The sequence below is a fragment of the Nostoc sp. NOS(2021) genome, assembly GCF_017115025.1.
GTDB lineage: Bacteria > Cyanobacteriota > Cyanobacteriia > Cyanobacteriales > Nostocaceae > Nostoc.
The window spans coordinates 1-21,285 of the sequence record NZ_JABXKM010000148.1 but is presented as its reverse complement, the minus strand read 5'-3'; the positions used below and the strand labels follow the sequence as shown (position 1 = coordinate 21,285).

Genomic DNA, 21,285 nt, shown 5'->3' with positions numbered 1-21,285 from the left:
CACTTTCACAAAGTGACAAATCCCACAAATCATAAAACTTAAGTTCTACAGTCGCTTTAAAAACGAACGCATGAATCAAAGACATTTTTGGACTATTGTTGCCCTGTTTATGACTGTTTTGGGAATACCCACAGTCGGTTGCACTCAAACCACCAAGGGAAATGCGCTGGCTTCCCAAAAATCACCCGCCCCTGATGTTGTGAAGGTGGGAGAGTATCAATCAACAGCAGCAAAGCAAACCTTGGATGCTGTGATTACAGAAATTCATCCTCACAACATCGGAGGACGTAAGGCGGCAACCCTTTTTATCAAAAATATTCCCGTTCTCACCTTTTTGAGTTCCGTATCAAATACGAGTTCTGAAACTAAAAAAGTTGGTACAATTGGAAATTCTGGGGGCATACAATCGTATGCCCTTATTGCTAGCAATTCACTAAAAGCAGTGAATACTGGGAACGTAACAGATGTGAGTAACCAGATTAGCTCTGTTGACAATGACCCAGTTCAGATAGCTAGTGTCATAGCAGCTAAGATCAACCAGTTGAATCGGGAAAATGTTGACGGGAGTAAAATTACCGTAAGTTGGAAAGCAGGGGGAAAATCTACTGCCAATCAAACGCAAAATAAAAGCGCCCCCCTCCAGCAAGATGGCGATCGCTATACAATCAAAATTAATGGCGAAGAACTGGTCGAAATCAACGAAGGTACGCGATTAGCAGGTACTACCAACAATCTAGCGCAAGATGCATTGCAAGCAACCAATCGCCTGCGGAGACTACTAGGCAATGCATCTCCCTTAAAAGAAATTACGAATTTACCAGTATCAATACCCAAATTGCCCCAACAGGTTTCCATTGGCGGAGTGCGAATCTCTTTCAGAGGCATGGCTTCCTATTACGGCTATGATGGTTCTTGCAATCGTACTGCTAGCGGTCAGAGGTTCAATCCAGAAGGCATGACTGCCGCCCATCGTAGCTTACCCTTTGGTACACAAGTTCGTGTAACCAACACCCGCAATGGTCGTTCGGTAGTGGTGCGGATTAATGACCGGGGCCCATTCATTCGGGGTCGAGTCATAGACCTATCTGCTGGCGCGGCTCGGATTTTGGGAATGATGAGCAGTGGAGTGGCACCAGTGCATATTGAAGTCTTAAAGTAATTATTAGGGAGTAGGGAATAGGGAATAGGGAATAGGGAATAGGGAATAGGGAATAGGGAATAAACTTAATCACTACTACCCACTGCCCACTGCCCACTGCCTACTGCCCATAACTGAATTCCCCTAGCTCAATCCTCTGTTCCCTCTATTTCAGATTTGACACTCCCACGGCTACGAAAACACGGGATTAGCTCGTTTTTGTAGCCGTGGGATTCTTGGTTCAGACAGCAACCGTAAACCTTCGTATCCTACAGTTCGTTGCCAACTGATGCAGGCAGTGCCTAACCGAATACCCGTAGTACACTACGTAATATCAAGCCAGTTTACGAAAGACCTAGAGGGCATCTATCCCCAAGCTTTGAGGTACTTTGCCGAGAGTGTCTTAAAAGCGTGTTCCTCTCTTTTCCCCATGTTTCGGCGTGCCCCGCCGTACATTGTTTACAAAGTGTGTTCTTTTCTAGGTTCACGCGCAATTAGTTAGATAGCGACTAGGTTTTTAAAGAGGACTTTCCCTACCCTCTTAGCATTATTATTTCCTAGCCAGTCGCTTGGGGTCTCCCCAGAGTTTTCATTGTCGCGTGCTAGCGGTTACTCTACCTGTACTATGCTGGTTAATGTAGCCCTAAATGTAGCCCTATGTCAAGACAAAAGATTTTGAAAATCAGAGTTTCTGATTATGAGTATGACCAGTTAAAGCAAGAATCGGACCTTCAGGGAGTTCCTATGTCTGACTTGGTTAGAAAATATATTTCTAACCTACCCAAGCCAAAGGCAGACTGCACCTAAAGGTGCTATGCATTCATCCCAAGACTGAAACCACTGGGTTTTCTGCTTTCGACACTATAAACTAACGGGGGAGGGATCGATAAGAATTAGGGGTATTTTTGTGCGCCTGCTGACAACAGTCGCAGCTTTACGCTGCTATTTAACTAAACGCTGCTCAGAAAACCAGTTGATTCCAGTTACTGAGGATCTGAAACTAGATGAGATGACTGGCTGGTATCAGACGGCAGTTGGTCTGGTGCCAACGATGGGAAATTTGCATCAAGGTCATTTAAGCTTGATTCAACGGGCGCGGCAAGAAAATTCTACGGTGATTGTGAGTATTTTCATCAATCCCCTGCAATTTGCTCCCAATGAGGATTATCAACGCTACCCCCGCACTTTAGAGCAAGACCAACAACTTTGCGAACAAGCTGGGGTAGATGCCATTTTTGCACCGACTCCTGAAGAAATGGCAGTTCCCCAGAAAAGTATACAAGAATCAAAGGTTACACAAGTTATCCCCCCATCTGCTATGATAACAGGCTTGTGTGGTCGTTCTCGGCTAGGTCACTTTCAGGGTGTCGCTACGATTGTGACCAAACTTTTCAACTTGGTACAGCCTGATCGTGCCTACTTTGGTCAAAAGGATGGTCAGCAACTGGCAATTATTAAACGCTTAGTAGCTGACTTAAATTTGCCAGTGGAGATTGTTGGTTGTCCAACAGTAAGGGAAGCTTCGGGTCTTGCCTTCAGTTCTCGTAATCAATATTTGACGGCAACGGCAAAAGAGCAGGTAGCGGTGTTATATCGTGGCTTGCGACAGGCTGAAGCTGCGTTTCGTGTTGGGGAACGCAATAGCAACAAGTTGATAGCAGTGGTACAGCAAGAAGTGGCAATGGTCAGCACGGTCTCAGTGGAATATATTGAATTGGTTGAACCGACTACGTTGATGTCTTTAGAAAAAGTTGAGGAGGAAGGAATGTTGGCGATCGCAGCTCGTCTTGGTGCTACACGTTTGATTGACAATACCATATTGCGCGATCGTCAACCCATTATCGCCATTGATGGCCCAGCTGGTGCTGGAAAATCTACAGTGGCGCGTCAAGTGGCAGCAAGCCTGAGTTTAGTGTATTTAGATACAGGAGCGATGTACCGGGCTGTCACTTGGTTAGTACTGCAAAAGGGGATTGCTATTGATGATGAGTGTGCGATCGCGGAATTAACTAACCAGTGTAAAATTGAACTTACTCCTACCCAGGATTTACAATCGAGCGTGCGGGTTTGGATTAACGGTACTGATATTACGCAGGCAATTCGCACGATTGAGGTAACATCTCAAGTATCGGCGATCGCGGCACAAAGCGCTGTCCGGCAAGCACTGGTTAAACAACAGCAAAACTGGGGTAAAAGAGGTGGTTTAGTAGCTGAAGGCCGGGATATCGGTACTCATGTATTCCCCGATGCCGAAGTTAAAATCTTCTTAACCGCTTCTGTAACTGAACGCGCCCGTCGTCGCCAGCAAGACTTTAACAAACAAGGTCAACCCAAAGTGAGTTTAGAGCAGCTGGAACGGGACATTGCCGAACGTGACTGGAAAGATAGTACACGCAAAGTTTCTCCTTTACAAAAAGCAGCGGATGCGATCGAAGTTCAAACCGATGGTTTAGACGTGTCTGAAGTCACGGCACAAATCGTTAACTATTACCAGCAGCGTTTATCTCAGTGGTAATCATCACAATTTGCTGTTAGTTCTTTAGTTCCAAAGAGTGGTGGGTGAGTGATTATTCACCTACCATTCTCAAAACAAAACTGCATTTAAAAACAAAATAGATAATTTAACTATTGGCTATCTTCATTAAAAATCAAGCCTTGTACTAGACATATTATAGCAATCCGATTTGATTCCTGAATCACTCGTAGAGTAAGGGAACGGGGAACAGGGAACAGGGAATAAAGATATACTGAGTTTTTTCAAAAATAAAATAGGATTCCTATAGATTATTTAAGTATTAAATCATCTCGCTTTCGACTGATTTATGACATCGCAATTAATCATACTAAAGATAGAAGTATGAAAGCTTTAATTGCTAAATGCTAATTAATTATCGGTCTCTGGCTATGAGATATAGCAGTTGCCAGGTAGCGGTTGACATCAGCTAATCAGAAAACACTGACACCAAGAGACTTTCAACCCTGTTAAGAGTTCCCTATTAAGAGTTCCCTATTCCCTGTTATATTAGCCATTTTTATTTATAGTCATGAATTCATAGCGATTTGACTTATCACAAAAGTACTTTGTTTTCATCTTCACTTGATCTTCACTTTAGTAGTAGAATGACGATGTTAAGTTTCATGTTTCATCATTAAAGGCATAAAACTGCCAGAAACAAAAGCTGTTAATTTCCTAAGCTTCTGCAATAGTTTAAGACTGAAAACCGATAAAGAGAGGATTACACACAATGGCATTTGTACAAGAACCACTACCCTTTGAGAAGGATGCTTTAGAGCAATATGGTATGAAAGCTGAGACTTTTGAGTATCACTATGGCAAGCATCACAAAGCTTATGTAGATAAACTGAACGAACTCACTAAAGGTACTGAACTTGCCGATAAGTCTCTGGAAGAGGTGATCAAAATTTCCTTCAAAGACTCCTCTAAGGCGGTGATCTTTAACAACGCTGCTCAAGTTTGGAACCACACCTTCTTTTGGAATTCCTTGAAACCCAAAGGTGGCGGCCCCACTGGTGAACTCGCAGCCAAGATTAATAAAGATTTTGGTAGCTTAGAGAAATTCAACGAAGAGTTCACTAACGCTGCCACAACTCAATTCGGGAGCGGATGGTCTTGGTTGATTGATGATGGTGGTACGCTGAAGGTGATTAAGACACCAAATGCAGAAAATCCACTAGCTCATGGCCAGAAGGCACTCTTAACTTTGGATGTTTGGGAACACGCCTACTACATTGACTACAGAAATGCCCGTCCAGCGTTCATCAAGAATTTCCTAGAAAATTTGGTGAACTGGGACTTTGTTGCTGAAAACTTGGCTAAAGCTTAATCAATTGCCAGTTTTGAACTGGGTGCGATGCCTTTTGACAAGCTGCTTTGCGTCTATGTGGTTTGTGCCAGACATGTAAGTGGGCAAGAATAAATCAAACTATGTTACGCAATGTAAATTTAATTAAATTGGCTCGTAGTAAGCGGCTCTAACCCGATTTTAAGGGCTAGAGCCGCTTACTACAAACCTTTAATTATTCACGCCCACTTACTTATGTAAAGTACAAATAATCAGTTAATTAACCAATCTTGTACGCAGTCACGACTAGTATTGTGGCTGTTTTTGGTTAGCTGGACATATAAGAGATGGGAGAGAAAATTTTACCTTGTCCCCCTCAACTGCCTCCTATATCTTAAAAGTAGTGACATTAAAATCAAAATATAAATATATGGATAGCAAAGAACTGGCGCAATACATCGAAGCAACGAATAGCATTACCAAACCTTGGGTATTGGTACAACTGCGCCTCAAGAAATTGCAAGAGCGTCGAGCCACCCTTACAAACGATGTCTACACCAAAGAGTTAGAAGATATATACCAAGACTTGATGAATTTGGGGGAATGGTGGCGTGGTATTGAAGATGAGGTATTTTAAAGTTATGAGTTATGAGTTATGAGTTATGAGTTTTCTTAACTCCTAACTCCTCACTTTTAACTTAAAACGCAACCTGATGGCTCAAGCTCTCGATCAAGTCGATTACGATACTCTCGATGCCGCAAAACGACGCTTCATCGATGCCGCAAAACGCACACTTGGCTTTGCAAGCGCTTATGGCACCGTGCCCGCGTCGGGTCTGGGAGCAAGCGCTAACGCTTTTAGCTTCAACCTCGCTCCGTTTGTGGAGGCGGGGGCTAAAGAACTTTCTATGACACTTGTCCCAGAAGGACTGGGCACCGCAGACGATACCCGACCTGACGACCTCTGTGAAGAGGAACTTCGACGATTCTGGTGGAACATCGGTATCAAGATTATCTCGTGTCTTACGAACGACGCGGCAACTTCTGGTATGCAGACTATACTTCTCGGTCTCTATCTGCCGTCTAGTACTCCTGAAACAATCTTTACCCCCGCTTTTCTTGATGGGTTTCTGGATGGAGTCGTTGAGGGGTGCAAACAAGTGGGGTGCGTATATCTTTCAGGGGAAACTCCTCAACTAAAAACTAAGATGATTCCAGGCCGGCTCGACATTGCCGGCTCAGTTTTTGGGGTCATGCCGGCTGGTGTCGCTCCCATTGATAGCTCGCGTCTGGATGCCGGAAATACCATTGTTCTTGTTGAGAGTTCGGGCCCCCATGAAAACGGCTTTACCCCACTGCGAAAGCTCGCCGAGTCGCTCCCTGAAGGCTACAGAACAAAACTTCCGAGTGGGCAGGAGTTATGGTCAGCGATGAATGCTGCGTCGTATCTTTACACGCCGCTTGTGCAGGCGGTGCTTGGCGAGGGAATTCGTCCCACCGCAATGGAGAACATCACTGGACATGGATGGCAAAAGCTGATGCGGTCGGCGAAGCCGCTTCGGTACGTCATCGAAAGGATGCTCCCAGTACCGGAGATATTTACGTTTGTCGAGGGTCATCTTGAGGGCGGGGCAGCGACGATGCTTTCCGTATTCAATTACGGTGCAGGATTTGCATTCTATACAGAGTCGGAGCAGGATGCAGAGAAAATCGTTCTGCTGGCAAGAGAACAGGAGCTAATGGCTGTGATTGCCGGAAGGGTTGAAGCGTCCCTTAGCCGCGAGGTGGTGGTAGAACCGCTTGGAGTCACCTTGAAGGGAGATTCTTTTGGGATTGCGCGAGGGGTATAATGCAGCCCAAGCGTAGGCATAGCCCGTCGTAGACATCGCCAGTTTTCTGGGAGCTATTGTAGACTCACAGGATATTCTTACTTATGCGATGCCTGCGGCGGGCTACGCCTACGCACAAGTCATTACTGATGAGATCAAACTAGTGAAATTATTGAGATAAATAATAATTTTTACACACAACATCGAGTTGCATTTACGGCTTATTAGAGATAATTCCTCTACTAAGCCTTTAGTATCTAAGTCATTTCTCACAGATACTGTAGGCGTATTTATGAAATTTTTCATGCAATATTTATTACTACTTAAAATTAAAGTAGTCCAAAACACGCATGACTACTGAGGTTAAGATTTGCTAACGTAGTCTTAACATATTGAAAAATTTGCTGAAAAAGCTGAGAAAGTAGCAGCCAACACTAATTTTTAGTGCTGGGTCTTTCTCATCTTTAAATGTGGCGTTTTAGTGTGTTAAGAATTATATTTTTGTTCCGAGGGGGTTATGGTTGTAAATTTGGCCCGGACTACTGCTTCTGCAGAACTTTTGAAGCAAGTATTTTATAACATTGATGCACATAGTTGTCCAAGGTTATTCAACTTTCATATGCACACTGTCTACTCGGATGGGAGGTTGCAGCCGAGTGCATTGATGGAGCAGGCGATCGCTATTGGGCTAAAAGGGTTAGCCATCACCGATCATCATGGTATTATCGGCTATCAAGCATCACTTGCCTGGTTAGAAGACTGGAAGTGGAGTAATTCTGGTGCAAGCACTCCTCACCTGTGGAGTGGCGTGGAAATCAATGCCAACCTTTTGGGTATAGAAGTTCACATTTTGGCTTACGCTTTTGAAACAGAACACCCTAGTATAAAACCCTATCTGCAAAGAAGGGCGACTACAGGGCAAGAATATCAGGCAAGTAACGTGATTGCCGCTATTCATGAAGCTGGGGGATTGGCAATTTTGGCTCATCCAGCTCGTTACAAGCGATCGCATTTCGACTTAATTCCAGCTGCGGCCCAAAAGGGTATCGATGGCGTGGAAACTTTCTACGCCTACAATAACCCTAACCCCTGGCAACCCAGCACCTTGGAATCAGAACAAGTGCAAAAGTTAGCTGATGAATACTTTCTTTTCAATACCTGTGGTACTGATACCCACGGTTTGAGCCTGCTACAACGCTTGTAAAGATGAATCGAATCAATTTTTTTCAACTCTCCTGGTTCAATCTGCCAGGAGGTTATTCTATTTTGGATTTTCGATTAGTCAAGCCTGATATCAACCCAGATTCCGCAGGTTAGTTTGAAAATCATGGTATTTTCTGCTAACTAAATAAAGAAACTTCGGACTTACTTACTTGGTTTTATTAGAGTTAACTTCAAGAGCTTGAGAAGCTATCTTGATTGTCTCTTTGGCAGCTTTTTCCTTACGTTGACTGTAGCGGTCTGTGAGATAATCAACTTTGTCACGCAATAGCAAGGTAAACTTGTAAAGTTCTTCCATAACATCGACGACGCGATCGCGGTAGGGCGAATCCTTCATAGTGCCGTCTTCGTTAAACTCCTGATATGCTTTGGCCACTGAGGATAGTTTTAAGCCATTCTCAGTTTATGAGAATGGCCACCAAGGAAAAAAATGTTTAGCAACCTTGTTAAGAAGTTTAATAACAATAGTGTTATTTACAAAATAACCAATGGTTTCTCCAATCTTTTGACCCCAGTCTTCTTCTATATATTTTCCTCCATCTCCTTCAGATCCCTCAACAATAACTGTTTTGGCTTCCTCCTTAGCTTTCTCTGAACGATTTTCATTTAGTACAGTATTCGTAAATTCACCGAATTCTTTAAAAAAACCACTTTTCGCTTCCTCCTTAGCTTTCTCTGAACGATTTTCATTTAGTACAGAATTCACAAACGTTAACTTTTTATCTTTAGGGATTGCATAGGTAATTGTTTCCACAAGTGTTACCACGTTATATTTTTTACCACAGGAGACTGGGATAACGTTTTTGGTATCAAGACCAAACTTTTTAGCAACATCCTTTATCTTGGCATCAATATTTTTTTGCTGTTCACACCCAGGAATACTGTTGTTTGAATCCCATTCACCCATCGGTTCAACTTTCTCAACCTGGTTCAGCACAATGATAAAAGGCTTACCTTGTACCAAGTGAGGCTTGACGACATTATGATAAAACTCTTCATCAGTACTAAAAGCTCTGTCATCTGCTTTTAGAACCCACAAAACTACGTCTAATTCTGGTAACTGTTCAGAATATAAAGTCTTATATTCCATATCTCGCTCTTGATTCTCACCTACACCAGGAAAATCAACTAGTTTGATATTTCCTGAACCCACACCTACTGGATATTCCTGATGTTCTCGTGTACGACTCTCAACGTGATCGATAGGTGCAACGTCTTTTCCAAAAAGAGCGTTGCAGAGGCTTGATTTACCTACACCTGTCTTACCAAGAATGCCTATTTTGGGCTGATAATCAAACGTTTTTAAAATAAAATTTTTTATTTTTGTTGCTACTCCTGGCTGTAGTTTGTAAAGGTGATCGAATTGGTCTAATACATTTTCTGGTATATTCATCATGAAGAACATCATCTTAGGAAGGACTAGCTGTATTATTCCCAAAAAATCTATTTCATGATCACAAAACATATATTTAGATGAAGGTGCTATTAGGAGCCATCAAATTTTATTGAAGTATTTCTTTATGGTAAAGTCTAAATTATCGGTTAAACAATACCTTTTACCAAAAAGAAAGGTAGGTCTAACTTTTATCGAAATAGCCCAAGACAAACTCTTGCTTGACTGTTTATAAATTATGAATTTTTAAAGGTTTATTTGTGATGTTAATGACGAATTTTTGATCTTCATCTAATTGTTCTGCGAGGGGGTCGGCAAAAGCTGGAAATGCCTATTGTATCGTTGACCCGGCCGATGTCCTGCTGTCTAAGGGTTTCAGGGTTTTTGTGTGTATGTAATATGGTTGAATTTTGCTGTAGGTATATACCCCCTCGCAAATGGCATCTGGACATCAGGCTGCGTAAGGGTTTAAATAAGAGGGGGTCGCTTCTCTTCGGAGAAGTGGAATTAATGGAAACAACATCGTCAATTTTGGCGGCGCTGGCATCGGGCGACAGTCGCTTCTCTTCGGAGAAGTGGAATTAATGGAAACTCGCCTTGCGGGCCTTCTTCGGCGCCGCCTCGACCGTCTCGTCGCTTCTCTTGGGAGAAGTGGAATTAATGGAAACTCAGCTTGTCGGACCATTCCGGCTTCAACCGCCTTGCGTCGCTTCTCTTCGGAGAAGTGGAATTAATGGAAACTTAAAACATTCTTCTGAGAATATTAACCATTTATTAAGTCGCTTCTCTTCGGAGAAGTGGAATTAATGGAAACGCATCTTACTACCATCTGGTAAAAATTGATTAAGTTGTACATTACCAGGTCGCTTCTCTTCGGAGAAGTGGAATTAATGCAAACTCAGAAGAATTTCTCTGAAGTGCGCCAATAGTTCTCTACTTATAGTCGATTCTTAGTTGGAATCACAATCATCGAGAAATAGGGTACTTCGGCTGGGTCAACTTCATCTAGGGGTACGATGCGTTGCTGTGACGTTGATGCCCGCTCAATATATCTTGCCCGTGATGCTAGCCCTAATTTATGCAGGATATCTCGTACTTTGGTAAAATGACGACCGAGCTTCATAATTGCGGCTGCATCGGTCATTAGCAGATGTGTAGTCAGTTCTTCTGCTGGCAATGGGGCGGGTAGGACGGTGAGGATATCGGTGTAGTAGGTGAAAGGTACACCCAAGGCTACCGGACAAGCCATCAGTGAGGAAACTCCGGGGACAACTTCTGTTTGGTATTGGTCAGATAACCGCGTGAACAGGTACATGAACGAGCCATAGAAAAATGGATCACCCTCGCACAGCACCACGACATCTCGACCCGCTGCTAAATGGTCAGCAATTGGTTGAATTTCTTGGTCATAAATAGACTTTGCCTTTTCTGGCTCCAAAGCGCGGGGGAGGTGAAATAGCACCTCAATTTGATTGCCAGGAAGATACTGCGCCACGATCGCTCTAGCGATACTTGCTTTATCTGTGGCTGATTGATAGGCAACCACGGGAGCCGCACGCAATAGCCGCAGCGCCTTCAGAGTCAATAGTTCGGGATCGCCTGGGCCGACACCAATTCCATAGAGACGACCTTTGGTTTTCATATTCATTCTTCCTCCGTTGCCAGGGCGTTAACTGCTGCTGCCGCGATCGCACTCCCACCGCGCCGACCGTATAATGTCAAAAATGCTACATCTCTGCTGTCTGTTGCCAGTGCTGCTTTCGATTCTGCTGCACCGACAAACCCCACTGGAAAACCTAAAATTATAGCAGGCTTAGGCGCTCCTTCATCAAGCATTTCTAACAGTCGGAACAGTACTGTAGGCGCATTGCCAATTGCGATTACTGCCCCTTCGAGGTGCGATCGCCATAATTCTAAAGCTGCCGCCGACCTTGTAGTACCCAGACGCAGGGCCATTTCTGGCACTTCCGGCTGATTGAGGGTACAGATAACTTGATTGTTTGCAGACAACCGCCGCCTGGTGACGCCTTCGGCAACCATCCGGCAATCGCACAGAATTGGCGCTCCTGCTGCCAGTGCTGCCCTGGCAGATTGCACTGCTGTTGGTGAATATCCCAAGTCAGTGACAATATCCGTCATCCCACAGGCATGAATGAGACGCACAGCAACTTTTGCTACATCTGGTGGCAGCGCATCTAGGTTCGCTTCTGACCGGATGATTGCAAAAGAATTACGGTAAATTTCGTTGGCATCTCGGATGTAATCGGACATTCAATTTTGGATTTTAGATTTTAGATTGACGTATAAAAATCAAAAGGCTTAGATTGCCGACTTCTCTAAAAAGTTGGGAATCTTGTTATTCACGAATGATTGAGGAATTATATTAAATAATTGCTGTAATTGAGTCAGTGCATATCCATTAGCAAATTCCCCAAAGGACTCATCAGAATTTAGGCGTTGAATTTTATATACATATAGCATCCGCTCTATTAATGCAGGTAGTTCGGCAAAAGTTACATATTGATATATTTCACGTCCGAATTTCTGCTTGCTGTCACCAACATAAACGTGATAGCCCTCCACAGTTCCATTGTCAGCCTCAATGCTGACACCAAGGAGAGTAATATCACTCTTGCCATGCTGGGCGCAAGATTTTTCGCAGCCGCTAAAGTGGATATTAACTGGGTAATCAAGAGTAAGGCGAGTTTCAAGATACTCTGCTAATGCCAACGCATGACTTTTGGTGTCCGTGGCAGAAGCGGTGCAACCTTTTGTTCCAGAACAGGCAACTAATGCACCCTTGATGTTGGTTGCAGAGGTATCTAATCCTAAGAAAGCAATTTCTCGCTGGACATCAGCAATCGATTGCTGAGGAATATCTGTAAGGAGTAAATTTTGCCAAGGAGTTAACCTAAGAGTGCCGCTACCGTATTTTGCTGCTAAATCTGCTAAACCCCGCATTTGTCTACTTTCCAGTCGTCCAAGGGGCAAGACGACACCAAGGTAAAATAAGCCTTGCTGACGTTGTGGGTGGATGCCAATATGCTGATATTTTCCCTCTGACTGCTCCCCCTTCCCTTGCAGGGAGGGGGGCTGGGGGGTTAGGTCTTTTCTTGTTTCAGTGTATAAAACAGAAAAAGGTAGACGCTGCTCAACTTCCTGGAGATAATTTTCACAACCCAAAGTATTCAATAACTCTAAGAGACGTAGCCGACCCTGACTCGTAGTATTACTATGAACTAGATAGACATCCGCCAAAGCTGCCAAGATGGGCAAACATTCCTCTGGTGGTAACAAAATTCTCATATCGCTAGGCGGTTGACCTTTCTCGCCTACACTGAGAAAAAGGCGAAAGTAAACATTACCGTCAACTAAAACAGCAGCAAAGGCGATATCATTCAAGCGATCGCACACCCGAATTATCCCACCACCATCAAAGCAAACGCTAAATTTTGCCGACAGTCCCGAAAGCGCCGGATGTGCAGCAATATAATCATCCCAACCTTGCACAAAAGGGCGAGTGTCGATTAATTCTTGGGGGTCGATACCAGCAGTTGGGCTGGTCATAATATTGCGGATGTGGTCTACAACAGGATTGCGAGAACCCAATCCCATATCCTGTAGATGCTTCAGAACCTCAGCATTTATCCCCGTGTGGATTTCACGAACTTGCAGGTTGCCTCGATTAGTCACATCCACATAGCCGCCACCGTGCTGTTCTGCTATATCTGCGATCGCACGGCACTGCTGACTACTAATAATCCCACCTGGTATTCTAATGCGAGATAATATCCCATCTGCGGCGGGTGTAGCATAAAACAAGCCAGGACAAGTGGCAAATCCAGAAAGCAAACTTGGAACTCCTTCCCCGTGCAGCGCAGGGAGTAGACGGTGAGTGTGTCTTGAGAGTTGGCATTCTGACTTGGGTGATCCCATCACAGCTGCGGCACAGTCCCGGAATTTCACCGGAGTTTCCCAACTCCAAGCTTTAGTAATTTAGCACGATAAGGCAGTCAGAAAATTTAATACTTCATATTTTGAATCAACCTATCCACCGATCGCCGCCAAACTTTGGGAGAAGAAGCGATCGCCAGACATTATAATTTTATAATTGAGCTATTCAAAAACATAATTTTGAGCCAATTTTTGCTTTGCTAAAGTCTTCAATTGCTTCAGTATATTTTCCTTTTTGAGCTTTATCCATACCCAGCTTGTAGAAACTTTCAGCATTGGATGGAGTGAAATCAATTTTGGTGAATGAAATCGGTATTGAAATTCTTATTGCTCACTATCCTCCTTATACATCTAAGTACAACCCAATTGAGCATCTGATGAGAAATACTAGCCGCTTCCAGATAAGATCAAGAAAAACTGGTGCCGCAGCTACGCCCGTCGTAGACATCGCTGGTGAGAAGTATTCATCTTTCTTCAAAGTTAAGCATCGTTGCCCATTGATTGATTTGACTGCCGTTGATATTTATTCGCTCACACAGGTGATAATCTTCAACATCTGGTTGCCCCCTTTTTGAAATTCGTAAGAAACAGGCTGAACCTTGACATCAAATCCGTGACTGGAAAACGTTTGGATCACTGGCTCAATATAGGGTGATACTTCACAATCAAGTTTCAACAAGGGAAAAATCCTCACCTCTGGAGAGATTCTCAGGAGTTCATGAATAGATGCGATGTGAAAATCGAGTGATAGCTGCTCAGAGTAAAGAAAGAGGAAATGGGAACACACACATAACCCAAATTGATTGTTAGCTAGTTCTAGATTTGGTACAGATAGCGGCAAATAGCGCCCTGCTTTTCTACCAGCTTCATAGTCCAACAAAAATTTCTCCATCGCTGCCAGACGGGCATAACCAAGTTCATCTACATTACGAAAGTTCTTCCAAATGTAGCGGTTTGAATTTTGTTTAGTCTGCTTGATGACTGGCTCGTAAGTTTCTAGAACTCGTTGTTTGATTTGTTCAGCAGAAAACTGATAGAGAGGATCAATAGACACAACTGAATGTCCGAGTTCTGTCATTTCAGCATTGAAGCTGGCAGGCCCATCACCACACCCAAGAATTGTCATGTTCAGGTCTGCATCTGATAAGGCAAACATCAGCTTGTACTCTTCAAGAGTTCTACCCCAAGGGACAACCTCATTTAATTTCATAGGTAATTATAATTCCCGTAAATTGCCAACCTACTAGGGTGTTTAGTTATGGAGTTGAGCTTATTTAAGTCAAGGAAAAGGCTGATCATAATTAATGCCCTCATCTTCATCACCTTCATTAACATTATCGGTTTATTTTTGCTTTGAACTGAGCGTAAAACTCTTGGGGAGCCTCATCGAAATACTTAAATAGAGCAGGGCAGAGCCATCCTTCTCGATCTAAATCTGTACTGTAATACCAGTTACCTCCATATTCTTCACGCCGCCAGTCAAACTTGAGTTGATAGCCAGGAAAGGGAGATGCAGAAAATACCAAACTGAACCCTGACTCTGCATCTGAAATGTGTGCCACCATTCTTTCAATAATTTCGTCCGCTCCTGCCACGAAAGGCTCTCGAACTAGACCTACATTGTCATCGTCAAACACCCACATCTCGCCGAACTTATAGGGATGAATAACCATGATTGAGTTCATAAAGTTTACTAGCAGTTAATACCGTTTCACTTTAATAATGATACAAATACGTTGGTAGGGGTACAGCAATGTTCCCTATGAGAAATCTATATAGCAATCCTAAATTTCTAGGCAGGGCTATTTCGTTCTAGACAGAAAACGCCCAGAACTGAAGTTCAGCGGCTCATAGCTAAAGTCCGTTTTAACGGACTATAACCTTTTCTTAGTCGTCTTTAGACGAATGAGTGCTATTAGACTGGTGAATTCATTCTGAGGCGGACTTAATGAGAATGAAATAGCCCTGATTTCCAGGCTTTGTGTAACTAACATTAAAAAAGACAGGCAAGATGCCTGTCCTACAAGTAATGATTTAGCAAAGAATTTAGAAATTCATCTCAGCAGCTTGAACTTTTTCAACCTGCTTCTTCTTCAGCACCAGCATAACTTGAGCTAACATCACAAGAGCGATGAACGCAATCAACCATTTGACTCTAGAGGGGTCTTGCAATACTATTTCTGCATCTTTTTGACCGAATCCACCGACGACGTTCGGGTTGTTGGTCAAAGCATCACCAGTTTTAACTGTTTGGCCTTCGGAAACAATTAGTTCTGGCCCTAAAGGAATCGTATCAACGACAACATCACCAGATTCGGGTTGAATGTTGACTAGATATTTAACGTTGCCGTCTCCGTCTTCCTCTTTGGCAATCTTGGTAATTGTGCCAGTAGCGGAAGCGTTGTAAACAGTGTTGTTGCTCTTTTCGCCAGTGGGATATACTTGTCCGCGTCCCCGATTACCACCTACGTGAACTGAATATTTACCGAAGTGGATGTTTTTGTCGGTTGCGGGGTTGGGAGAAAGAACTGGGAAGACGATTTCCTGATACTGTTCACCGGGTAAAGGCCCGACGATGACGATATTTTCTTTGTCTTCGCTGTAGGGTTGGAAGGAAGTGTCGCCAACTTCTTCTTTAAGTTCCTCGGAAAGACGGTCTTCAGGAGCAATCTTAAAGCCTTCAGGTAGCATCAGTACTGCACCGACGTTCAAGCCAACCTTGGAACCGTCAGCACCAACTTGCTGGGCGCCCAGATCGTAAGGGATTTTCACCACAGCTTTGAATACAGTGTCAGGTAGTACCGATTGGGGAACTTCCACTTCTGTAACCTTGGCGGCTAGGTGACAGTTGGCACAAACAATCCGCCCGGTTGGTTCGCGGGGGGTTTCGGGATAGGTTTGCTGTGCCCAAAAGGGATAGGCGGCAGCGGATTGGGGAAGGGCTAGATCGCTGGTGAAGTAAAATGTCACGGTAGCGATCGCTATGAGCAATGTTTTGACGATCGCTCTAGCACTGCGAGTTAACCTCGCTGTTATGAAAACATTTCTCATCTCTAATAAGGGCGACGATTGAATTAGTCATTAGTCATTAGTCATTAGTCATTAGTCATTAAGCCCTGAACAAAGGACAAATGACTAAGGACTAAGGACAAAATTATTAACCCCACCAAGGTGCATCACCGGTGCGGAAGTCGGTTTCAGTCCAAGGGGTCAAAACGATTTTGTCGTCGTTTACTTTGGTATGGGCTAAAGCCAAAGACAGAGGTGCTGGGCCCCGAACAACCTTACCAGTTTCGTCATACTGGGAACCATGACAAGGACACTTAAATTTGTTCTCAGCAATGTTCCAAGGGACTACACAACCTAAGTGGGTGCAGATGGCGTTAATGCCATAATCTTTGATCGCCTCTTTGCTTTCTACCACAATATAGGTGGGATCTCCCTTTAGTCCTTGGACTAGGTTGCGATCGCCTTCATTCCGGTTTTCGAGAAATTTACTGACGCTAACATCGTTACCTAGCTCGTCTTTTGCCGTTGCACCCCCACCGGCACCAGCAGTTACTGGTGGAATAAAGTACTTGACAACGGGATACAATGCACCCAGAGCCACTCCAGTGACAGTCCCAAAAGTGAGCAGATTCATGAACTGACGACGCCCCATATCGGGCACGTCTGCTGATTCAGAAAATTGAGCCATAATCTACGCGCTCTTTGTGTATTTTGTTAAGCATTTTGACAACAGTACTAGTACTTGAGCAACTCTTGTCTAAGTCGAAATGCTAGCGCTCACAACGATGCCATACTTCTCTGTTCCAAGATATATTTAGCATCTTTTCTGTTAGCATTACATTTCTTTATATCCTTATCATACTGGAGTCACGGAACTTAACATCATAACTAAATGTAAAATCTGATTGAGAAAAGCTATGACAGGACAGGAATTACGTCAGATGTTGCTTGATAAATGGGGATATTCTTACGATGTGCAGTTCCGGCGGGCACAGGGAAAGATATTTTTGCAAGTAATGTGGAAATATCTGGAGCAAGTTTCTTTTCCCTTGAGCGAGGCGGAGTACCAAGAGCATCTCGATAGTATTGCCAATTATCTTCATGCCTTGGGTGGGTCAACACAAGTACAAATATTTATTGCCCAAACACGCGATCGCCCCCGACTCGGCAAAGCTGTCAGCATTCCTCTAGATTTGGGCGATCGCACTTCGGAATGGATATTATGACCTGCTATAGGAATCCGATTTGATTCCTGAACTTACTTGCGTAGGGAGGGAATAGGGAACTCTTAACAGGAAAGAAGGGAATAGATGTGTACTGAGTTAAGTAGGTGGTTAGGAAAATTTACAAGTATGTCATTGTGAGTGAAACGGAGTGCAACGTTCGCGTAGCGTCTCGTAGAGAAGCAATCGCAAGGACTTTGATGGTTTTACATTTTGTTACATAGTTAGGTTAATTCGTGCCGACTTACTTATTTTAAAAATCAAATACGAGTCCTATATTGGCATTAACATTAATAAATTTCTGCATAATTACAGTGTTTTTTATCCAAAAATAGCGCATTGACATGAGCCGCCAACCATTGCTAGCTCCAAATCGTTCTTATACTTTTAATTAGGAGCAGTAACAACAGGTAATGTTTGGCAATTTGGTAGATTGTATCGACAGACACAGCATATTGAGCAAGCAATCAACCTTTATCGTGTTACCGAAGAGTGGGAAATAGTGGTTAGGATTTTACTGACTGCACTCATTAACTAAGTTGAAGCAATGCGAACGTCACGTCGCTTCGCTCCGAATTCAAAATTCAAAATTCAAAATTAACAATCCCCATAAATAAATTTAGGGGCTTGTATCCTTTTGTTCTTCGGTCACACAATGAGAGGATTTTATATTTTAAATTGACCCCAGCAATCAAGTCACTGGCTCTGTCGTTTAAATTCCCTTCTTCTCAGACCTTTTTAAATTTGGGATGCAAGAATCTTCAATCCCAAATCCAAAATTTAAAATCTAAAATTCGGTCATTTACCTGTGAGCTTCACCAGTCCAACACCGCCAAAATAAAGCCCTAAAACTGCTCCGGCTAACAGACTTTGAGTTAGGGGGTCAGTAGAAGGTGTCAGAACGGCTCCTAAAATCACTGCTCCCATAATCACGTAACGCCAACCAGAAACCATCTGTTTAGACGAGACAATGCTCAAATTACCGAGCAACACTTGAATGATCGGAATTTGAAATGCTAAACCAGTACTGAATAACAGTAGCAGCACAAATTCAAAATATTTATCAATTGACCAAAGTTGTTCGACTACATCTGCTCCGTAGCTGATGAAAAATTTCAACGCTGCGGGGATAAGGAGTAAATAGGCAAATACTAACCCCCCTGCAAATAGCACACTCGAACCCAAAACCACAGGCCCTAGTAAACGGCGTTCGCGGCGAGTCAGTCCTGGAACCACAAACTGGATAATCTGGTAAAGAATAAAAGGACTAGAAAGTATGATGCCAGTGTAAGCTGCGACTTTGAGGGAGACAAAGAAATATTCTCCGGGTGCAAGTTGGAGAAATTTTACTCCTTGTGCTGGAACCTCAAGTAACTGGACAATGGGCTTAACGGCAAAGAAACAGCCAATAATGCCCACCGCTACGGCAATCAGCGAATAGAAAATCCGTTGTCGCAACTCTTCTAGGTGGTCGAAAAGGGACATTTCGATTTCACCTGGTAACTCATCAAGAGGATCGGTGTCTGAGTTACCATATTCTTCTGGGTCGATGTTGGGAACGTTTACAGTATCTACGTCTTGTGAAGGCGTCACGTTGCTTCGCTCCGAATTCAAAATTCAAAATTCAAAATTAACAATCCCTTAAATTTATTTATGGGCTTGTATCGAATGGCACTAAGTTAAGATACAGTCCTTGCCCTAACTGGTTCCCAGCCTGGAGGCTGGGAACCCATCCTGGGGGGCTACCGCCTCCTCTTTCTTGACCAGAGGCAGCAGCCCTTTTGGAATACATTCCCAGTCTTAAGACTGGGAACGAGGTGACACAAGCCTTTGGGCTTTTCTTAGTGCCATTCGGGCTTGTATTCTTTTGTTTGTCGGTCATCGACCATTTTGGTGACTCAGCACTTTTAACTCAGCACTCTTCATTATTTTATCTGGGGAATGCAGCTACCAAGATATGTTTTTGGGTGCTGTGGGTTTTTTATCCTGTTTTTTGGGGTTGCATCTGCATAAGTTAGTAGGAAGCGATCTTGTAAGCAATGTCTAACCTAAAAAAAGGGTGGAACCGATAATTTAGAAATCATGTCTCTGCGGCTAGTAGCGCTGAGTAAATCGACACAACATCAGCATATAATACTCAGTTTTAAAAATCCGGTTCATCAAGGTGGCATCTATCTATACATAGCGCAATCGGAAATTTTTAGCTGAGGTTGGGTATGAACCGGACAATTTGCATTGCCCTGATGGCATTGCCTGTTTATTTATACAATGTTGAGCTAGCCAATAGTTGTAGTAGTGACGTGCCGATTGTTAAAAACCAGTTTCCCATAATAGCGACTCTAATTGCTTACAACACAAATACTCAGTCACACAATTTTCCGTGGCAAATATCGGCTAGAGATGACCAAACGGAAGATTGTCTTCGCGCTGGTACTTGCAAAGATTAATACTAATTTGTAATTACGGCAGTCCCATCATAAAAGAAAATTAATGGTTACAAAAAATCAACGTACAGTAGTGGTTACAGGAGCATCAACAGGAATTGGTCAGGCTTGTGCTTTGCTTTTAGACCAGTTGGGCTTCTCTGTTTTTGCTGGTGTGCGTCAAGATATTGATGCTCAAACACTTAAACAGAAAGGGTCACAAAGGCTGATTCCGATTTTTTTAGATGTTACTGACGCTGAATCGATCGCATCTGCGGTTGATAAGGTAACAAATGCAGTCGGTGGTACGGGGATTTTAGGTTTAGTGAATAATGCCGGAATTGCTGTTCCTGGGCCGTTGGAATTATTAGCGATCGCAGAATTTCAATACCAGATGCAGGTTAATGTTACCGGACAACTAGCAGTCACACAAGCATTTCTTGGTCTATTACGCCAGAGTCGGGGTCGAATTATCAATATGGGTTCCATTGCTGGTAGAAGCCCTGCCCCGTTCCTGGGAGCTTACAATGCGTCAAAGTTTGCTTTGGAAGCACTCACTGATGTCATGCGGATGGAGTTACGACCTTGGGGAATCTCGGTTTCAATTATTGAACCTGGTTCTATTGCTACTCCAATCTGGGAAAAGTCCCTAAGTCAATCTGAAATAGCACAGCAGGATTTACCACAATCGGCACAAAATCTTTACGGACAGGCGATGAATATTGTACGTAAGAAAATGCAGATTCTCGCATCTAAGGGAATTTCTGCGGATATTGTTGCTCAGGCTGTTGTCCATGCGCTCACTGCAAAACAACCTAAGACACGCTATCTTGTTGGACAAGATGCCAAAATTGGATCTGTGCTAAAGCATATTTTACCTGATAAGCTGCATGACCGGATAATTTTATACTCAATGGGGTTGTAGATTACTTTACGCCGTGTGCAACTTTTTTTCAAACCTAACCCCCCTTAATCCCTTACGCCAGATGCAACAAGTCTGAAATACTTGATTAACCAAGGTTTTACCCCACCCTAACCCTCCCCTTGGAAAGGGGAGGGAACTAGGTTTCGTGTTTCCCCCCTTAGAAAGGGGGGATTAAGGGGGGTAATTCGAGGTTTGAGAGAAAGTTAGACACCGCGTTCATTTTAAGAAAAAAATCATCTTTTTAAGAAAAAAATCATCATTTTAACAAAAAAGTCGTCTTTTTAAGAAAAAAGTCGTCTTTTTAAGAAAAAAGTCGTCTTTTTAAGAAAAAAATCATCATTTTAAGAAAAAAATCATCATTTTAAGG

At 43.3% G+C, this 21,285-nt stretch carries 20 protein-coding genes, 1 pseudogene, 1 CRISPR repeat array and 1 riboswitch; of the genes and pseudogenes, 10 read left to right on the top strand and 11 right to left on the bottom strand.

From position 1 onward, the window contains the following. Positions 1–70: 70 nt before the first annotated feature. The 6 genes from HWQ41_RS19470 (at position 71) to HWQ41_RS19445 (ending at position 7,974) form a co-directional block, all read left to right on the top strand. Positions 71–1,159, top strand: coding sequence for a septal ring lytic transglycosylase RlpA family protein (locus tag HWQ41_RS19470; RefSeq protein ID WP_292766241.1), 1,089 nt, complete (start codon positions 71–73; stop codon positions 1,157–1,159). 886 nt (positions 1,160–2,045) lie between these two features. Continuing rightward, positions 2,046–3,653, top strand: a complete 1,608-nt coding sequence (locus HWQ41_RS19465; RefSeq protein ID WP_292766239.1) for a bifunctional pantoate--beta-alanine ligase/(d)CMP kinase — start codon at positions 2,046–2,048, stop codon at positions 3,651–3,653. Between the two features lie 730 nt (positions 3,654–4,383). Continuing rightward, complete coding sequence (locus HWQ41_RS19460; RefSeq protein WP_292766236.1) at positions 4,384–4,983, top strand: superoxide dismutase; 600 nt, start codon at positions 4,384–4,386, stop codon at positions 4,981–4,983. A gap of 388 nt (positions 4,984–5,371) precedes the next feature. Then, entirely contained in the window at positions 5,372–5,578 is a 207-nt protein-coding gene (locus HWQ41_RS19455; protein WP_012412689.1) for a hypothetical protein, read from the top strand. A gap of 76 nt (positions 5,579–5,654) precedes the next feature. Next, positions 5,655–6,791: an AIR synthase related protein gene (locus HWQ41_RS19450; RefSeq protein WP_292766234.1), complete on the top strand. Its 1,137-nt coding sequence runs from the start codon at positions 5,655–5,657 to the stop codon at positions 6,789–6,791. A 496-nt stretch (positions 6,792–7,287) separates the two neighbouring features. After that, a complete protein-coding gene (locus HWQ41_RS19445) occupies positions 7,288–7,974 on the top strand; it encodes a PHP domain-containing protein (RefSeq protein ID WP_292766232.1) in 687 nt (228 codons plus the stop codon). A 165-nt stretch (positions 7,975–8,139) separates the two neighbouring features. Here HWQ41_RS19445 and HWQ41_RS19440 read toward each other — a convergent pair. From HWQ41_RS19440 to cobG, 5 genes and pseudogenes are all read right to left on the bottom strand, one after another. Further along, positions 8,140–8,373, bottom strand: a pseudogene (locus HWQ41_RS19440) (arsenical resistance protein ArsH); the annotation flags it as partial. A 21-nt stretch (positions 8,374–8,394) separates the two neighbouring features. Continuing rightward, the gene (locus tag HWQ41_RS19435; RefSeq protein WP_292766229.1) at positions 8,395–9,387 is read right to left on the bottom strand and encodes a GTPase; all 993 of its coding nucleotides are present in this window, start codon (positions 9,385–9,387) and stop codon (positions 8,395–8,397) included. 479 nt (positions 9,388–9,866) lie between these two features. Beyond that, positions 9,867–10,282: a CRISPR direct-repeat array (repeat unit 36 nt; unit sequence GTCGCTTCTCTTCGGAGAAGTGGAATTAATGGAAAC). 39 nt (positions 10,283–10,321) lie between these two features. Next, positions 10,322–11,026, bottom strand: coding sequence for a precorrin-2 C(20)-methyltransferase (locus tag HWQ41_RS19430; protein WP_292766227.1), 705 nt, complete (start codon positions 11,024–11,026; stop codon positions 10,322–10,324). 2 nt (positions 11,027–11,028) lie between these two features. Beyond that, positions 11,029–11,655 carry a precorrin-8X methylmutase gene (locus tag HWQ41_RS19425; protein ID WP_292766224.1) on the bottom strand — a complete coding sequence of 209 codons (627 nt, stop codon included), beginning with the start codon at positions 11,653–11,655 and terminating at the stop codon, positions 11,029–11,031. A 48-nt stretch (positions 11,656–11,703) separates the two neighbouring features. After that, a complete protein-coding gene (gene cobG, locus HWQ41_RS19420) occupies positions 11,704–13,236 on the bottom strand; it encodes a precorrin-3B synthase (RefSeq protein ID WP_292766221.1) in 1,533 nt (510 codons plus the stop codon). A 37-nt stretch (positions 13,237–13,273) separates the two neighbouring features. Continuing rightward, positions 13,274–13,406: riboswitch (cobalamin riboswitch) on the bottom strand. 216 nt (positions 13,407–13,622) lie between these two features. On the opposite strand from cobG, the gene HWQ41_RS34325 reads away from it, so the two are divergent. After that, complete coding sequence (locus HWQ41_RS34325; RefSeq protein WP_366931686.1) at positions 13,623–13,913, top strand: hypothetical protein; 291 nt, start codon at positions 13,623–13,625, stop codon at positions 13,911–13,913. Here the strand turns inward: HWQ41_RS34325 and HWQ41_RS19415 are convergent. The 4 genes from HWQ41_RS19415 to petC all read right to left on the bottom strand — a co-directional run bounded on the left by HWQ41_RS19415 (position 13,862) and on the right by petC (position 17,035). After that, complete coding sequence (locus HWQ41_RS19415) at positions 13,862–14,548, bottom strand: SAM-dependent methyltransferase (protein ID WP_292766219.1); 687 nt, start codon at positions 14,546–14,548, stop codon at positions 13,862–13,864. The two genes, HWQ41_RS34325 and HWQ41_RS19415, sit on opposite strands and share 52 nt — an antisense overlap. A 124-nt stretch (positions 14,549–14,672) precedes the next feature. Further along, a complete protein-coding gene (locus tag HWQ41_RS19410) occupies positions 14,673–15,023 on the bottom strand; it encodes a DUF6717 family protein (RefSeq protein ID WP_292766217.1) in 351 nt (116 codons plus the stop codon). A 361-nt stretch (positions 15,024–15,384) separates the two neighbouring features. After that, positions 15,385–16,389, bottom strand: a complete 1,005-nt coding sequence (gene petA, locus HWQ41_RS19405; RefSeq protein ID WP_292766214.1) for a cytochrome f — start codon at positions 16,387–16,389, stop codon at positions 15,385–15,387. Positions 16,390–16,495: 106 nt separating this feature from the next. Continuing rightward, positions 16,496–17,035 carry a cytochrome b6-f complex iron-sulfur subunit gene (petC, locus tag HWQ41_RS19400; protein WP_292766212.1) on the bottom strand — a complete coding sequence of 180 codons (540 nt, stop codon included), beginning with the start codon at positions 17,033–17,035 and terminating at the stop codon, positions 16,496–16,498. 229 nt (positions 17,036–17,264) lie between these two features. On the opposite strand from petC, the gene HWQ41_RS19395 reads away from it, so the two are divergent. Beyond that, entirely contained in the window at positions 17,265–17,573 is a 309-nt protein-coding gene (locus HWQ41_RS19395; RefSeq protein ID WP_292766210.1) for a DUF3067 family protein, read from the top strand. 795 nt (positions 17,574–18,368) lie between these two features. On the opposite strand, the gene tatC is transcribed toward HWQ41_RS19395, so the two are convergent. Continuing rightward, the gene (gene tatC / locus HWQ41_RS19390) at positions 18,369–19,163 is read right to left on the bottom strand and encodes a twin-arginine translocase subunit TatC (RefSeq protein WP_292766207.1); all 795 of its coding nucleotides are present in this window, start codon (positions 19,161–19,163) and stop codon (positions 18,369–18,371) included. 58 nt (positions 19,164–19,221) lie between these two features. Further along, positions 19,222–19,452, bottom strand: coding sequence for a hypothetical protein (locus HWQ41_RS19385; RefSeq protein ID WP_292766204.1), 231 nt, complete (start codon positions 19,450–19,452; stop codon positions 19,222–19,224). A 334-nt stretch (positions 19,453–19,786) separates the two neighbouring features. Between HWQ41_RS19385 and HWQ41_RS19380 the strand changes: the two genes are divergently transcribed. Together HWQ41_RS19380 and HWQ41_RS19375 are read left to right on the top strand one after the other, a co-directional pair. Beyond that, positions 19,787–20,017: a hypothetical protein gene (locus HWQ41_RS19380; protein ID WP_292766203.1), complete on the top strand. Its 231-nt coding sequence runs from the start codon at positions 19,787–19,789 to the stop codon at positions 20,015–20,017. 43 nt (positions 20,018–20,060) lie between these two features. Then, positions 20,061–20,918 carry an SDR family NAD(P)-dependent oxidoreductase gene (locus tag HWQ41_RS19375; protein ID WP_292766201.1) on the top strand — a complete coding sequence of 286 codons (858 nt, stop codon included), beginning with the start codon at positions 20,061–20,063 and terminating at the stop codon, positions 20,916–20,918. The last annotated feature ends 367 nt before the right edge of the window (positions 20,919–21,285 follow it).